At 59.5% G+C, this 15,960-nt stretch carries 9 protein-coding genes and 1 pseudogene; 1 reads left to right on the plus strand and 9 read right to left on the minus strand.

Annotated elements, in window-relative coordinates:
• The 6 genes and pseudogenes from ACNQ0T_RS09900 to ACNQ0T_RS09925 all read right to left on the minus strand — a co-directional run.
• Nucleotides 1-219 (minus strand): annotated as a pseudogene (locus ACNQ0T_RS09900) (RHS repeat domain-containing protein); the annotation flags it as partial.
• A 498-nt stretch (nt 220-717) separates the two neighbouring features.
• A complete protein-coding gene (locus tag ACNQ0T_RS09905) occupies nt 718-1,239 on the minus strand; it encodes an SMI1/KNR4 family protein (RefSeq protein ID WP_417929982.1) in 522 nt (173 codons plus the stop codon).
• A gap of 142 nt (nt 1,240-1,381) precedes the next feature.
• On the minus strand, nt 1,382-1,945 hold the full coding sequence (locus ACNQ0T_RS09910; RefSeq protein ID WP_417929984.1) for a hypothetical protein: 564 nt from the start codon (nt 1,943-1,945) through the stop codon (nt 1,382-1,384).
• A 33-nt stretch (nt 1,946-1,978) separates the two neighbouring features.
• Entirely contained in the window at nt 1,979-6,235 is a 4,257-nt protein-coding gene (locus ACNQ0T_RS09915; RefSeq protein ID WP_417929985.1) for an RHS repeat-associated core domain-containing protein, read from the minus strand.
• 17 nt (nt 6,236-6,252) lie between these two features.
• The gene (locus ACNQ0T_RS09920) at nt 6,253-6,690 is read right to left on the minus strand and encodes a DcrB-related protein (protein ID WP_038415594.1); all 438 of its coding nucleotides are present in this window, start codon (nt 6,688-6,690) and stop codon (nt 6,253-6,255) included.
• Between the two features lie 117 nt (nt 6,691-6,807).
• The gene (locus ACNQ0T_RS09925) at nt 6,808-7,698 is read right to left on the minus strand and encodes an oxidoreductase (RefSeq protein WP_417929986.1); all 891 of its coding nucleotides are present in this window, start codon (nt 7,696-7,698) and stop codon (nt 6,808-6,810) included.
• Between the two features lie 105 nt (nt 7,699-7,803).
• On the opposite strand from ACNQ0T_RS09925, the gene ACNQ0T_RS09930 reads away from it, so the two are divergent.
• Nucleotides 7,804-8,925 carry a YbdK family carboxylate-amine ligase gene (locus ACNQ0T_RS09930; RefSeq protein WP_048965636.1) on the plus strand — a complete coding sequence of 374 codons (1,122 nt, stop codon included), beginning with the start codon at nt 7,804-7,806 and terminating at the stop codon, nt 8,923-8,925.
• Here the strand turns inward: ACNQ0T_RS09930 and ACNQ0T_RS09935 are convergent.
• The 3 genes from ACNQ0T_RS09935 to ACNQ0T_RS09945 form a co-directional block, all read right to left on the minus strand.
• Nucleotides 8,855-12,010 carry an efflux RND transporter permease subunit gene (locus ACNQ0T_RS09935; RefSeq protein WP_417929988.1) on the minus strand — a complete coding sequence of 1,052 codons (3,156 nt, stop codon included), beginning with the start codon at nt 12,008-12,010 and terminating at the stop codon, nt 8,855-8,857. The genes ACNQ0T_RS09930 and ACNQ0T_RS09935 overlap by 71 nt on opposite strands.
• A gap of 9 nt (nt 12,011-12,019) precedes the next feature.
• Nucleotides 12,020-13,084, minus strand: a complete 1,065-nt coding sequence (locus ACNQ0T_RS09940; protein WP_193129982.1) for an efflux RND transporter periplasmic adaptor subunit — start codon at nt 13,082-13,084, stop codon at nt 12,020-12,022.
• A gap of 111 nt (nt 13,085-13,195) precedes the next feature.
• On the minus strand, nt 13,196-15,904 hold the full coding sequence (locus ACNQ0T_RS09945) for a cation-transporting P-type ATPase (RefSeq protein ID WP_023299512.1): 2,709 nt from the start codon (nt 15,902-15,904) through the stop codon (nt 13,196-13,198).
• Nucleotides 15,905-15,960: the final 56 nt, after the last annotated feature.

Raw genomic sequence — 15,960 nt, forward strand, 5'->3', positions numbered from 1 at the left:
CCCGCCGGGCAGCGTCAGGCCGGTCAGGTTGCTCAGGGCATCCCATTCGTAGCCCACCGCGCCGTTAATGCCGGACTCGCTCAGCACGCGCCCGGCGGCATCGTGGCGGTAAGCGATCTCATCACTTTCGATACCCAGGGCAACGTCTTCGGCGGTTGGCGTACGGCGGATGCGGGGGCGGATGCGGGTAATCTGGCCGCTCGGGTCGCGGAAATGGCGATTTGCATGAAACAATAATGCTACCGCCATACCCTGATCAATTAAGCTATCTGCACGATAACTATTTTACTTTTTAAACAGCAGGTTAAACACAGAAACTTACTTACACATAGTACTGTTTTATGGTCGACTATATAGGTATCATCTATTCCAGCCGTAAAATCGAAGCCTGAGCCAGATATGCACAGAGTCTTTTTTCACACTTCAAGATCTAGTAGCCAGAAACGACGAGATTGGGATTATCATCAATATTTCATTCACATTATGAATATCATCACTGGTAACAAATAAGTAGAATTTATAATTATAAAAAGTCAAATGGTTTATTTTATAACGTGCTTATCTAATGTTCTAAACCTAACAATGCTGTCGACTTTAATATGAAGATTTGAATACAAGCATACGTGATACTCTTATTTTACTATTTATCCATTTAATAACCTCTAAATTTAAAAACAAGCCATAATCATATTGTTAATATGACTTAATTTTGAAACATCATAAATCAACAGTTACATTCATTCCTGCATCAAGGGAAGTCTTACAAATTATCTTGTGAAATTCAGTAAAGCTATTAGTAATTTTATAGATATTGCCACACTCATTTTGCTCAGCGAACTCAAAATATTGGATATCATCATCTGCATGTAGATGTGTTCTGTCCCAATAATACACACCCTGGCTTTCACTGCCATTTAATATAAGGTAAAAGTTACCTCCAGGATCACCGCCGATGATTAATTTATCATCAATAAAATTGAGTTCATAAAAAAAACACTCATTTTGACGAAAAATGTCGTGATTAGGATTTTTCATATTAATTCCAAAAAGGGCATAAAAAGCTATAACCCCTTCATCGACACCTTCATACTCCAGTTCACAAAAATCTGGAGAATTTACAACAAAACCATTTTTCAACCTGAGGAAATCTTTATAATCTTCAGGCAAACTGATTTTGAATTTTGCCTCCAAAACTTTAATTTCATCTTGAGTTGTAAGTTTACCGCATGAAATAGGCATAAGCTCTCCTTGCTAAGGTCATGACTTAGTGATCTTAGACACTCCACCTATAATATGGAAAAATCGATGGTAGTAATTAAAGCCGGAACTTAATGGTTTCCGGCGTATTACATTCATTTATCTAAATAAAAAAACATGTGCCCTAGCCATAAAAATAATCATAGAATGCATTAAAACCTTCATTACCGATAAGAGGTGCAATTCTTTTCCGCAACTCATCAATAAAGTCACCTTTCACTTCGTCATTATCATCTGCTATATCAAAGATATCGTATTGACCATATACCAAATCAATAAGCTCAGCTAATGAAAATATAAATCCAGAGAGACTGCCAGCTATTTTAAATGGTTCAATTACATCATAACTAGCATAGACAGAGGTATTCCCTTCATCGATAACCGCAATTATAGGTTTACCTCCACCTAAATCATCACCAAAAACAAGATAATTGTCTGGTAAGTATTCATAACCACTTTGAGCCTTCGAGAGCTCGCTGACAGAATGAATTTTAATTGGCGTGAAGCCTGTTTCAATCTTTAACTTTTCAGGATTATAATTTTTATATAAGTAATCAACATCTGTTGAACGAGGTAAGTTGGACGGGAATGTATTATCCAAGTCATTGATTGTATTGAAACTCCCGGACAGCGAGTATTTTTTGCAAACAGCAACAAGTTTTTTTAAAGACTCTTCAAATTCACTCATAACAATACCTCACATTCAGCATATTCATTGATATTATTGACAGCTCTTCAAATTCTTACGGGTAAGATTACGGTCTATCAATCGTCCTTTACCTGGAGTCTCATAGCTGCCACGGTGACCTTGTAGACCATGTAAATGCTCATCATAGCCGCTTGGATGATTAGCATTCTGGAGAAATACAATATTCCTTGGATCACCTTGCCATTTCCCTCCCAGAACACCATTACCTTTCACACTATTGATATGATGGCCTGTATAACCCATTTCGGACATAACCGACGATAATTGGCGATTATTTTTTGTGCTTAATATTACTTCGCGTTCAGCGGCCGTCCAGTCTCGGCTTCCTCCACCAGCCGCAACTAGTTCCCTTTCTTCTCCCCATGCTCGGCTTATTGCTGTCGCCCTAGCTCCCGGCTGCGCGCTAAGGGTGGGATCTGGTTTATAACGAACTAAACCTTGCGCAGAGAGTCCCCACGGATCAATCCACCCCAACGGGTTCGGCGCATACTGATAAAGGTTCCACCCGCCATTCAACCCAATCGGATCCTGCACAATAAACCGCCCGACCTGCGGGTCGTAGTAGCGGAACAGGTTATAGTGCAGTCCCGTTTCACCGTCAGCGTACTGCCCGGCATAGCGAAGCGGCTGGTGTGCCATTGCCGTGCGGTTCACAAGCCGTGAGAACCCTTCACTCTGATGGCGCACCTCGCCAAAGCTGCCGTACTGGCCGCTCCAGCGCACAGCGCCGCGCTCGTCGGTCACTTCCAGTGGCGCGCCGTTCAGGTCGGTATTGAACCAGTAAATCTCACCGCTGCTCTGGTCACGAAGGTGATCCACCCGCGCCAGCGGGCTCCAGGCTTCATTCGGGTCGTATACATAGGTGCTGCGCAGCCCGCTCTCCTGCTGCTCCTGCAGCAGACGGTAGCCCTGCCACAGGAAGCGGGTGTCGGTGGTGCCGTGCGTCGTGGTGACGATTTTGCGCGTACGGCGGCCCAGCGCGTCGTAGTGATAGCGCGCCTCAAACCGCCCTTCCGGCCCGGTTCCCCGGGCGGACACCAGCCGGTTCTCGGCGTCATACGCGTAATGCTGCTCATACAGCCCGTTGCGGCGGCTGACCAGGTTGCCCCAGTGGTCGTATTTCATAAACAGCGCCTGCCAGTGCTGGAGGCGGTTATCCGTAACCGGTACCGCATCGTCACTGGCGGCGAGGTTATCCGCGGCGTCATAGCTGAACTGCGCACGGCTGTGTCCCTGCCGGGCCTCGTAGTGCTTCAGCAGACGCCCTTCGGCGTCGTAGCCGTAGTCCACCTCACCGCGCAGGGTGTCGCTGACGCCGGAGAGCTCACCGCGCGCGGTGTAGCGATACAGGCGTTCCAGTAGCGCCTGCTCCGGCAGGGTCACGTCCGTGCTCAGTTCGCTGCGCTGCAGGGTGCGTCTGCCGAGGCTGTCATACTGACGGAGCTGCTCGCGCGCGCCCTGGATGCGGCGCACCTCGCGGTGCAGGCGGTCGCGGGTGAACTCGGTCACCAGCTGCTGCCCGAAGCGGATGGCGCTGACGTGGCCGGAGCCGTAATGCAGCCAGGCCAGCTTTTGCCCGCCGGGCAGCGTCAGGCCGGTCAGGTTGCTCAGGGCATCCCATTCGTAGCCCACCGCGCCGTTAATGCCGGACTCGCTCAGCACGCGCCCGGCGGCGTCGTGGCGGTAAGCGATCTCATCGCTTTCGATACCCAGGGCAACGCCTTCGGCCGTCGGCGTGCGGCGAATGCGGGTAATCTGGCCGCTCAGGTCGCGGAAGTAGCGGTACTCCGCGTGGCGCTGAGTGCGCCCGATCAGCAGCCCGCTGTCGTCATAGCTGAACTGCTGGACGCGACGGGCGATGCCGCCGTCGGCGGCAGGCCGGCCGTTTTCTTCGAGCGCGCAGAGGAACCCTCGCGCGTCCCATTCCATATGGCGCACGGTCTCGTCCGGGCGCGTTTCGCTGAGCGGGCGGCCCACGGCGTCATAGGTGAAGCGGTATTCCGCCCCGTTGCCGTTATCGAGTCGCAGCAGGTTACCGCGCGGGTCGTAGCGCCACTGGCGCACGCGGCCAATACGGTCGGTGAGGCTGACCGGGAGGCCGAGCGCGTTGTAGGCCCAGCTCACCTCGCTTTCCAGCGGGTCGCGCCAGCCCATGAGCTGGCCGCGTTCGTTCCACACCAGCGACTCGCGGCTGCCGTCCGGATGGATCACGGCGCTGAGCAGCCCGGCACGGCTCCACTCCCGCCGCGTGATATTCCCTTCTGCATCTTCGCTGGCAATCAGCTGCCCGAAGCGGTCGTAGGTGAAGCGGGTGACGCTGCCGGAGCAGTCGGTGCGCTGCGTCAGCAGCCCCTGGTGGTTCCAGACCAGGCGCACCACGCCGCCGATAGCGTCGGTGATGCTCTCCGGGAGGAATTCTTCATCATCGGGATAGCGATACGCGGTGGTGCTACCGGCCGGATCCGTCTCCGACAGCAGGCGACCGCGAAGGTCGTACATGGCCTGCGATGAGGTACCGTCCGGGTAAACCGTGCGGGTGATGCGGTCGGTCAGGCGATGCCAGTGATACTCCGTGCGGCGGCCCGCCGGGTCCGTCTCGCTGGTCATGCGGCCGTATTTGTCCCACGTGCTGCGGCGCATCGCCCCGCCCGGCAGAATGACGTGGCAGAGCTCGCCGTCGCGGTAGACAAACGTCGTCTGGCGACCGTCGTAATCCGTGAAGCGCGCGACGTTGTCGTCGTCATCTACCAGCCAGTGCGCCTGCGCGCCGTCTTCGCGGGTCGCGCGGCGGGTGCCGTTCTCAAAATCGTATTCGAACGTCAGCCGTTCGCCGCCGCTATGGCGGAAGCCGACCACGCGTGGCAGGCCGTCAATCTCCCGCCAGCGGTATTCGCTCAGCAGGCCGTTGGCGTCCTCATGAGCGCTCATCAGCCCGTCCTGCCAGCTGAAGCGTCGGCGCACGCTACCGCCCCGGCCGGTCACGGAGACCAGCTGGCGCTGTTCATCATAAGCGTAACTGACCAGGCAGATCTCGTCATCCAGCCAGGCGCCAACGAGCCTGTCGCGGTCGTAGCGGCAGACCACGCGCTGGCCCGCACAGTCGGTCAGGGCATGCAGGGTATTATCCGCATTCCACTCAAAGAGGATATCGTTGCCGCAGGGTTCGGAGAGGCGCAGGAGCAGCGACGGGGCATCATCCCGCAGCGGCGCATAGTGCCAGCGCTCGCCGCTGACGTCATACACCGACCAGCTGTCGTCCTGGTGATGTTCAAGCCAGTTTTTTTCGCTTTCGCAGTAGGAGCGCATCCCTTTCGGGACCTTCGGGAAGGCGACGTAATCGCCGGACGGTGCGCGCCACACCAGGCCGTCCTGATAAGGCTCCAGGCGGCTTTCCCAGAACAGGCTCCATCCGCGGCCCAACACGCTGTCGCCGGGATTGCCGCTGCGCCAGTAGCGCTGCCAGCGCACCGGAAGACGGGAAGGCAGGACGAAGTCCAGCTCATCATCCCCGCTAAGAAACTTCTGTCCGCTGACGATATCCACCGGGCGGGCGATGATCCCCGCGGCCGCCACGCCGGTCATCAGCGTGCCGGCGCGACAGGCGATACGGGCCAGCTTATTGATGCCGGGGATTTTGCCCAGCAGCTTAGAGAGCGCCCCGACTTTGCCAGCGGCGCCGCCCCAGCCGCCGAGAAGCCCGGCGAACAGCAGGGTAAGATCGGAGACCTTGTAGAGCCACTCGGGCACTTCAGACTGAATGGGGAGGGTTTGCTGCGGGTCGCCGCCGATAATGACGTTGTCCGAACCGGTCATCACCTTCGCGTCGCAGGTGGTGCGATCCCCGATGCGGGACGCTGGCTGGCCGTTAATGGAGACACGCTTAGAGCCTTCGGCCATCTGCTGCGAGCCGTCGTCAGAACAGTCGACGGTGCTATCGGTGGCAAGCGCGGCGGGTTTACCGTTGATAAACACGTTGGGCGAGCCGGAGGTGATGACGCCTTTCTTCGTCATGCTGGATGCCCCGGCGTCGGCGATGCTGTCCCTGGCGGCAGTCGCCAGCTCCCCGGTGTAATATCCCACGGCCAGGCTGGCGCCGACGAGCAGGACGCCCACGCCAAGACAGGATGCGCCGAGACCGGCAATAAACATGGCCCCCGCCAGAATGCCCCCGGCTGCGGCAATCAGGCCACCGACAATCGTTCCGGCAATCATCCCGGCCAGCGCACCGGAGTGGCCGATATCATCACCAACGCGTGCTGCTTCAAACATAACAACGGTCCCTGAAGTTAATGGTGGAAGCGGAAGCTCCTGAGAAGATCGCCAAACAGCGCGCCGTCGGCATCGCCCGGCGCGCGGGTGCAGGTCATAGTGAACACCAGGATTTTATCGCCGTCGACGTTAAACACGGCCTGCTGCTGCCAGATGCGTTTCCCGTCGCGCAGGTAGCTGGCATGGACGGTTTCACCCTGTAAAAGGCTGTCGCCCAGCGTAGCGGCGCTGCGCTCACCCTGCTTCCAGCCCTTGATGTGCTTTGCCATCAGGGCGAGCTGGCGATCGATATACGCGGCAAGCGCTTCGCCGGGGTTGAGGGCATCGCGGGAAATGTTGAACGCGGGCGCATCCGCTGCAGGCGGCGCGAAGACATTGACGGTACGGTCCTGATAGCCCTCAGGAAAAGCAATCATTCCTTCATTAAACAGGCACTGCGAAGATGGTTCTGACATTGAGCGGGTCCCACCACATTTTTTCAGAAGCGGTAAGTTTCGCATATGTGTTTAAGGCTGACTATCCCCAGATTATTGCTCCACCGTCACGCTCGCCGAACGGAAAAACAGCGGCCGTTAGCCCGGCCCCTCGCTCCCCGCCGCCAGCAGCGGTACCACCACGTCGCTGATGGGCACCGCAATACCGTGCTTGCGGCCGTAGCGCTGGATCACCCCGTTGCGGATATCCCACTCCATCGGGCGTTCGGCCTGACGGTCGGCAAGGATCGAGGTGCCTAAATCCTCGGGCGCACGCTGGAAGTTCGCCAGAATCTCCTGGGCCACCGCATCGTCCAGCTTCGCCCCTTCGGCGCGGGCGACGGCAAGTCCCTCGTGCAGATAGGCCAGCGCCAGCTCGCTGATATCCTCGCGTCTGAACATCCCGGCGCGGCGATTGGCCAGCACCATCAGCCCGGCGACCGCGTTTTGCAGCAGCTTGCGCCAGGCGACGGTGGCGAAATCTGTCGAGAGCTCAACATCACAGCGCGTACCGCGAAGCGTCTCGACCACCCGCTGCGCCTGCGGCACGTCCGGTAGCGTCAGACGCGGTTTTGCCCGCAGCCAGACGGAGGCGTCCGGCTCGCGCTGCGCCGGGAACCAGACCACCGACGGCAGCACCATTGCGCTGTTGACCAAAGGCGCAAGCTGGGCTTTTTGCTCCACGCCGTTTTGCAGCGCGCAGACCACGGTATTTTCATCGCACAGGGCGCGCAGCCACCCGGCGCTGTCGGCATTTTGCGTCGTTTTTACCGCCACAAAAACGAGGTCTACGGGGCGCGTAATGACGGTGGGATCGGTGAGTACCGGACCGGGCACCACTGTTTCATCCTCATCGTGACGCAGGCGTAATACCGGATGCGCGGTGCGACCGCACAGCAGCGGCGTACGGCCCGCGTCATGCAGCACCGCGGCAATGGTGGTGCCAATCGCACCGGGACCAATCAGCGCAATGGTTGGATAGTCAGACATGGGTCACTCCCCTTTTGCTAAGCCTGCTATCAGTTATACCACCCTGAAAAGAGCGCGCCACGCCCATTGTCTATACTCAACACATAACAGACAACGGAGTGCGCCATGCCCTTACCCGATTTCAAGTCCTCTGAACCTTATACCCTCGGCATTGAGCTCGAACTCCAGGTGGTTAACCCGCCGGGTTACGATCTGAGCCAGGACTCCTCTGCCCTCATCGCCGCCGTCAAAGACGACATCAAAGGGGGCGAAGTCAAACACGACATCACCGAAAGCATGCTCGAAATCGCCACCGGTGTCTGCCAGACCATCGACCAGGCGGCGGCGCAGCTCTCCGTGATGCAGCAGAGCATCCTGCGGGCGGCGTCGGAGCAGCACATCCAGATCTGCGGCGGCGGAACGCACCCGTTTCAGAAGTGGCAGCGGCAGGAGGTGTGTGACGACGAGCGCTATAACGTCACGCTGGAGCGCTTTGGCTATCTGATTTTGCAGGCGACGGTGTTCGGCCAGCACGTGCACGTGGGATGCCGAAACGGGGACGACGCGATTTACCTGCTGCACGGCCTGTCGCGCTTCGTGCCGCACTTTATCGCCCTCGCCGCGTCGTCGCCTTATATGCAGGGCACGGACACCAAGTTTTCCTCGTCGCGGCTCAACATATTTTCCGGGTTCCCGGATAACGGCCAGATGCCGTGGGTCAACAGCTGGCAGGAGTTCGAGGGGCTGTTCCGCCGCCTGAGTTCCACCAGCATGATCGACAGCATTAAGGATCTGCACTGGGACATCCGCCCCAGCCCGCACTTTGGCACCGTGGAGGTGCGGGTGATGGATACGCCGCTGACGCTCGGTCACGCCATTAACATCGCCGGGCTTATTCAGGCGACGTCGCACTGGCTGCTGACTGCGCGGCCCTATAAGCATCAGGAACGGGATTTTCTGCTATACCGCTTTAACCGTTTTCAGGCCTGTCGCTACGGGCTGGAAGGCATTCTGACGGACGTGCATACCGGCGAGCACAAAACCGTGGCGGAGGATATCGCCTGGCTGCTGGAGCAGGTTGCACCGTCGGCCGAGAAACTCGGCGCGACGAGCGCCATCAAGGAAATTGCCCTGCTGTTAAAGCAGGGCAAGAGCGAGGCGCAGCGCATGCGGGACTTTATCGCCGATGGCGGCTCGCTGATTTCTCTGGTGCAGAAGCACTGTGAGCTGTGGGCGACGAGTCCGTAAGGCCGTGCCCCCATTCGCGAAGGCGCTGGAACAGCACGAACAGCGCCGGGATGAACACTATCCCCACCACGGTGGCTACCAGCATGCCGCTGAACACCGTGGTGCCAATGATACGGCGGCTCTGGGCACCCGCCCCGGTCGCCAGCATCATCGGCAATACGCCTATGATGAACGACACGGCGGTCATCATTACCGCGCGGAAGCGGCGCGATGCCCCTTCCCGCGCAGCATCGACAATCGCCATTCCGTCCATACGCCGGGCGCGGGCAAACTCCACGATAAGAATTGCGTTCTTGGCGGCGAGGGCTATCAATAGCACCAGACCAATCTGCACGTACACGTCGTTGGCATAGCCTGCCAGCCACAGCCAGACCAGCGCTCCGCCGATGGCGAACAGCACAGAGAGCATCACGCTCGCCGGCAGCGTCCAGCTCTCATACTGGGCGACGAGGAACAGCCACGCCATCACCACCGCCGCCAGCACAATCCATATCGCCTGATTCCCGGTCTGCTGCTCCTGATACGACATGCCGCTCCAGGCGTAGTCGTACCCGGCTGGCAGGTTTTCCGCCAGAATCTCGCCCATCGCCGCCATTGCGGTGCTGCTGCTCACCCCTTCCGCTGCCGAGCCGCTCACCGATACCGACGGGAACTGGTTGTACTGCTGAATAAATGGCGCGCCGACGGTCGGCGTGATGGTGACGAGGTTGCTCAGACGCACCCGCTCGCCGCTGTTGCTGCGCACGAACAGCTCGCTGATTTGCTCTGCGCGCTCGCGCCACTGCATCTCGTTCTGCATCACCACGTGATAGACGCGGTTGTTGACGCTGAAATCCCCGGCGCGCGTGCCGCCAAAGGCGGTTTGCAGGCTGCTGAAGATGCGCGACACCGGCACGTCGAGGCGGGCCGCGCGCTCACGGTCAACGGTGAGCGTCATCTGCGGCACGTTGCTGCTCCAGGTGGTGAACACGCGGCTCAGCTGCGGGTGCTGGTTGGCTTTCGCCAGCACCTCGCGAGTTACGCGCTCCAGCTCCGCCGGGCTCTGCCCCGCCTGTGCCTGAATGCGCAGATCGAAGCCGGAGGCGTTGCCCAGCCCCGGCAGCGTCGGCGGTGCAAAGGTCATGATGGTGGCTTCCGGCAGGGCCAGCAGCTGGCGCTGAAGGGTGCCCATCACCTCATCCAGCGGCGGACGCTCGCTCCAGTCTTTGAGCATGATGGAGATAAACCCGCCGTTCGATGCGCTGGTGCCGTTGAGTATGTTAAACCCGGAGACCTGAATCACATCTTCCACCGCCGGGTTTTTAGCGATCAGCTCGCGCGCGGTGGTCATCACCGCTTCGGTGCGCTCCAGCGAGGCTGCCTCCGGCAGCTGGACGCTGGCGAAGAAGTAGCCCTGATCCTCCTGAGGCAGGAAGCCCTTTGGCATCGACATAAAGCTGAATACCACCACCGCCGCCGCGCCTGCGGTGGCCAGCAGCGCCAGCCACGGACGGAGGTTGAACACGCTCACGATCCGGGTGTAAAGCGTGCGCGTGGCGTCCAGCCCGCGGTTGAACCCACGGAAAACGGCGGCGGGCTGTGCCGGACGCGGGCGCAGCAGCATCGCGCAGAGCGCGGGCGTCAGGGTCAGCGCCACGAGGCTTGAGAGCGTGACGGCGGTCGAAAGCGTCACCGCGAACTGGCGGTACAGCTCGCCCACGATCCCCGGCAGGAGCGCCACCGGTACAAACACCGCCAGCAGCACCAGCGTGGTGGCAATCACCGGCCCGGCAATCTGACGCAGCGCCAGCGCGGTCGCCGCCGTGCGGCTCTGCCCTTCCGCCATCAGCGTTTCGACACTCTCCACTACCACGATGGCGTCATCCACCACCATGGTCAGCGCCAGAATGATGGCGAACAGACTGAGCGTGTTCGCGGAGTAACCGAGCGCGTAGAGCACCGCAAAGGTGCCCACCAGCGACACCGGAATGGCAAGGGCGACAATCAGCGTCGCGCGCCAGCTTTGCAGGAACAGGGACACCACGACCACCACCGCCAGCATCGTCAGCGCCAGCGAGACGCCAATCTCTATGATGGTAGCGGCCACAAACGAGGTGGTGTCGAATTTGACTTCATAGACCAGATCGTCCGGGAAGCGCGTGGATAACCGTTCCAGCTCCGCGCGCACCGCATCGGCCACGCGCAGGGCGTTAGCGGACGGCGTCGGGTAGATGCCAAGGTAGGCGGAGTCATGCCCGTTCAGCTGCGCGCCCGAGCTGTAGCTGCGCGAGCCAAGCTCAATGGTGGCGACGTCCTTCAGGCGCACCAGCTGCCCCATCTCCCCGGTGCGGATAATGATGTTGGCAAAGTCGTCGGCCTGGTTTAAGCGCCCCAGCCCGTTGATGGTTAGCGTCTGCTGCTGGCCGTTAAACACCGGCGGCGTGCCGACCTGGCCTGCCGCCCCCTGCACGTTCTGCTCGCGCAGCGCCTGCGCCACGTCATCGCTGGTCACGTTCAGGGCATTCATGCGGTCCGGACGCAGCCAGATGCGCATGCTGTAGTCGCGCGCGCCAAACATCTGTACCTGCCCGACGCCCGGCAGTCGCGACAGCGCCTCGCGCACCTGGGTGCTGGCGTAGTTGCTGACGAACAGCGGCGTGTGGGTGTTATTTGGTGAGTAAAGGCTTACCCCCATCATCAGGTTGGTGGCGCGCTTGCGCACCTGCACGCCGTTTTGCTGCGCCTCGGTCGGCAGCTGCGCCACGGCCTGCGCCACGCGGTTCTGCACGTCGATGGCGGCGAGATCCGGATCGGTGCCCGCCGCAAAGGTGATGTTCAGGCTGTACGTGCCTTCGTCCGAACTGGTGGACTCCATATAGAGCATATGATCCACCCCGTTCAGCTGCGTCTCCAGCGGCGTGGCGATGGCCTCCGCCACGTCAGCCGAGCTGGCGCCCGGCCATGACGCTGACACATTCACGACCGGCGGTGTGATCTGCGGGTACTGCTCCACCGGAATAATCCTCAGCGCGATGGCCCCCAGCAGGGTGATGACCAGCGCAATCACCATCGCAAAGCGCGGGCGTTTGATGAAAAACGTCAGCATGATGGCTCCTTAATTCAGTATCTGAACGGCAGCGCCTGGCTGCACGCGCTGCGCACCGTCAGTAATTGCTTGCTCACCGGGCTTAACGCCGGAGGCAATCTGGAACTGCTGGCCCATCTGCCCGGCGACCTTAAGCGGACGCATTTCGGCTTTATCCTCGGCGTTAACCACCCAGGCGAAGAACCCGTCGCCATTCTGTTGTACCGCAGCGGCGGGCAGGGTCAGGACAGGCTGCTCGCTTGCCGGACGCAGGTAGACGTTCACATTGCCGCCGGGCAGCAGCTGATGGCGCGGGTTGGCGAACTCGGCGCGCAGCATCACGCTGGCGGTACGCGGGTCGATGCGGTTGTCCACGGAGGTGAGTTCCCCGCTGACGCGCTGGCCGTTGCTGTCAATCAGCGCCTGCCAGGCCTGCTTCATGGCGCTGATATCCGCATGCTGTCCGGCTTTGGTGGCAAACGCGCCCTCTTCCAGCGCAAAGGCGATGCGGATCGGATCGAGCTGGACCACCTCCACCAGCACACCGCTGGCAGGATCCACCAGGCTGCCGACGTGAAAGTTGCTGTGCCCCACGCGTCCGTCAATCGGTGAGGTAATGCGCGTGTAGTTGAGGGTGACGCTGCGGGTGTCGAGACGGGCTTTCGCCTGCTCCAGCGCGGCGCTCGCTACGTCGCGCTGCATGCGGGCGTTGTCCACGTCGTGGCGGCTGATGGCGTTGCTGCTTCCCAGGCTTTCAAAGCGGGAAAGCTGCTGCTGCGCCTGACGCAGCGTGGCTTCGGCGCTTTTCACCTCGGCCTGCGCCAAGCGCAGGGCGGCGCGCGGCTCGGCGTCGTCCAGCTCGAACAGCACGTCACCTTTTTTCACGTACTGGCCGTCGCGGAAGTGGATTTTGGTAATCACGCCTTCCGTACGCGCGCGCAGTTCAACGGTGTGAATCGCTTCGATGCGACCCGGGATCTGACGTTCGGCGGCGTGGGCGGTTTGCTCCACGGTGGCGACACGCACGGGAATGACTGCGGCGAATGCGGGCGGCAGGGTAGCGGCGAGGAGTATGAGCAGGAGCGGGAATTTCATGGGAGTACCTCAGTATTTTCCCCTCACCCTAACCCTCTCCCCAAAGGGGAGAGGGAACTTGAACACCCTCTCCCCTTTGGGGAGAGGGCAGGATGAGGGGTAAGGTTTTGGTTATGCAGCCTTACGGAACCTGCGGGTCAGTCGCTTCTCGATTTCGACGACGAAGAACATCACCCCCGCCACCGCCAGCGTCACGAACCAGTAGCGCAGCGGCAGTGCTTCGGTGCCGAACAGCATCTGCATAAACGGCAGGTAGATGATCGCCGCCTGGAGCAGGAACAGTACGCCCGTTACCAGCCAGATCCCTTTGTTCGCCAGCAGGCCGCGGTTCAGGGAGAACCCTTCGGTGTTGCGGCAGTTAATCATGTACACCCACTGGGCGCAGACCAGCATCTGGAGCAGCACGGTGCGGATGAACTCCGCGCTGTGCCCGCGCGGGGCCAGCCAGGCTTCCAGCGCAAAGGCGGCGATGGCAATCATGGTGCCGACGAAAGCCACGCGCCATACGGCGTAGGCGTCCATCACGTGCTGCCCGGTCTGACGCGGTGGGCGGCGCATTATGTTGCGCTCGGCGGCCTCGAAGGCCAGGCCGAAGGAGAGCGTGGCGGAGGTCGCCATGTTCATCCACAGGATCAGTACCGGCGTCAGCGGAATGATGTTCCCCGCCAGCAGCGCAATCACAATCAGTAGTCCCTGCGCCAGGTTGGTCGGCATGATGAACAGAATGGTCTTCTTCAGGTTGTCGTAAACGCGACGCCCCTCTTTCACCGCGCTGGCGATGGTGGCGAAGTTATCGTCCGTCAGGACCATGTCCGCCGCCTCTTTGGTGACTTCCGTGCCTTTGATGCCCATCGCAATACCCACATCCGCCTGACGCAGCGCTGGCGCATCGTTCACGCCGTCACCGGTCATGCCGACGATTTCGCCTTTGTCCTGTAACGCTTTCACCAGGCGCAGCTTATGCTCCGGGCTGGTACGGGCGAAGATGTCATACTTCACCGCCGCTTCGGCCAGCTCGGCGTCGTCCATCTTCTCCAGCTCATAGCCGGTGACCGCCTGCTCGCTGTTAGTGATCCCCAGCATCTGGCCTATGCTCATCGCCGTCTGCGGGTGATCCCCGGTGATCATCTTCACGCGGATCCCCGCCTGCTGGCAGGCGTTAATCGCCTCAATCGCTTCCGGACGCGGCGGATCCATCATCCCGGCAATGCCGAGGAAGATCAGGCCGTGGCTCAGGTCGTCGTGAGTCAGTGCCTGCTCACCGTTCGCTGGCCTGAACGCCGCGGCGACCATGCGCAGCCCCTGACGCGCATAGCGCTCCATCTCCGTTTCCCAGTACGCGCGGTCAAAGGCTTGCGCACCGTTGCGGGTCTGCTGCTGCTCACACAGGGCGAAAATCACGTCCGGCGCGCCGGTGATCAAAATCTGCTCCTCACCGCCAATCTGGTAGTGGGTGCTCATGTACTTGTACTGCGAGTCGAACGGGATCTTGTTGACCAGGGTGGTCTCGACCGGTGCGAGGTGGGCTTTTGCCGCCAGCACCTTCAGCGCGCCCTCGGTCGGGCCGCCAGTGATGCCCCACAGGCCGCGCTCGTCCTGAATCAGCTGGCTGTCGTTACACAGGTCGATGGTGCGCAGGTACTGCTCCAGCACGGTGCCCGGCTGGATCTGCACCGGCTCGTCGCTGCCTTCGAGGTAGAGGTTGCCCACCGGCTCGTAGCTGTTGCCGTCCACGCGATAGCACGCATCGGCGGTAATGATGGCTTTCACCGTCATCTCGTTCATGGTCAGGGTGCCGGTTTTATCCGAGCAGACCACGGTCATCGCGCCCAGGGTTTCAACCGTCGGCAGCTTGCGGATAATCGCCCGCTTACGCGCCATCGCCTGTACGCCCAGAGAGAGGATGATGGAGATAATCGCCGGCAGACCTTCCGGTACGGAGGCTACCGCCAGGCTAATCAGGGAGAGCAGCAGCTCGCCCATCGGGATCTCGCGGAACACCAGGCTGAAGACAAACAGCGCGGCCATCATCGCCAGAATGATGGCGAAAATCGCTTTGCCCAGCTTGTCCATCTGCACCAGCAGCGGGGTGCGGTGCTTTTCAATGCCCGCCATCATCTGGTTGATGTGGCCGAGCTCCGTATCCTTACCGGTCGCGGTGACCAGGCCAACGCCACCGCCCGCGCTTACGGTCGTCCCGGAGAAGACCATATTGGTGCGGTCGCCCAGCGGCAGTTCACCGCTCAGCGGATTAATGTGTTTATCCACCACGGTGGATTCGCCGGTCAGAATTGCCTCTTCCACGCGTAAATTATGCGCTTCAATTAAGCGCATATCCGCCGGAATACGATCTCCTGCGCGCAACACAATAATATCGCCCGGGACGATTTCCGTCGTCGGGATGGTTTCATGGTTACCATTACGAATTACGCGCGCCTCGCTGGAGAGCATATTGCGAATACTCTTCAGGGATTTTTCTGCGTTACTTTCCTGAATGTGGCCAATTAAGGCATTGATTACCGCCACACCCAGGATAACCAGCGTATCAACCCAGTGTCCCATTACAGCCGTTAATACGGCGGCCGCCAGCAGGACGTAAATCAGGACATCGTTAAAATGCGCGAGAAAACGCAGCCAGCCCGGCTTGCCTTTTTTCTCCGGCAGCGCGTTCGGGCCATGCTTCTGCAAACGTGCCTGCGCCTCGGTGCGGTCCAGGCCATTCGCCTGGCTCTGCGCCTGAGCAAGCACCTGCTCTACGGTCTGCTGGTATGCCTGCCCGCCTGCGGGTGGCATATTCTGCGAGAAATTTTTTTTGGTCATGGTATTTTTCCTTCAATATCCGGTGGACGGAAGCCGGAATTCCTTTCTGGCTTTAA

Source organism: Enterobacter cloacae complex sp.6700776, from assembly GCF_048284255.1.
GTDB lineage: Bacteria > Pseudomonadota > Gammaproteobacteria > Enterobacterales > Enterobacteriaceae > Enterobacter > Enterobacter intestinihominis.

Coding starts and splice junctions, on each gene's coding strand:
- ACNQ0T_RS09915 (WP_417929985.1), bottom strand. CDS start 6,235: ATGTTTGAAGCAGCACGCGTTGGTGATGATATCGGCCACTCCGGTGCG.
- ACNQ0T_RS09945 (WP_023299512.1), bottom strand. CDS start 15,904: ATGACCAAAAAAAATTTCTCGCAGAATATGCCACCCGCAGGCGGGCAG.
- ACNQ0T_RS09935 (WP_417929988.1), bottom strand. CDS start 12,010: ATGCTGACGTTTTTCATCAAACGCCCGCGCTTTGCGATGGTGATTGCG.
- ACNQ0T_RS09930 (WP_048965636.1), top strand. CDS start 7,804: ATGCCCTTACCCGATTTCAAGTCCTCTGAACCTTATACCCTCGGCATT.
- ACNQ0T_RS09905 (WP_417929982.1), bottom strand. CDS start 1,239: ATGCCTATTTCATGCGGTAAACTTACAACTCAAGATGAAATTAAAGTT.
- ACNQ0T_RS09940 (WP_193129982.1), bottom strand. CDS start 13,084: ATGAAATTCCCGCTCCTGCTCATACTCCTCGCCGCTACCCTGCCGCCC.
- ACNQ0T_RS09920 (WP_038415594.1), bottom strand. CDS start 6,690: ATGTCAGAACCATCTTCGCAGTGCCTGTTTAATGAAGGAATGATTGCT.
- ACNQ0T_RS09925 (WP_417929986.1), bottom strand. CDS start 7,698: ATGTCTGACTATCCAACCATTGCGCTGATTGGTCCCGGTGCGATTGGC.
- ACNQ0T_RS09910 (WP_417929984.1), bottom strand. CDS start 1,945: ATGAGTGAATTTGAAGAGTCTTTAAAAAAACTTGTTGCTGTTTGCAAA.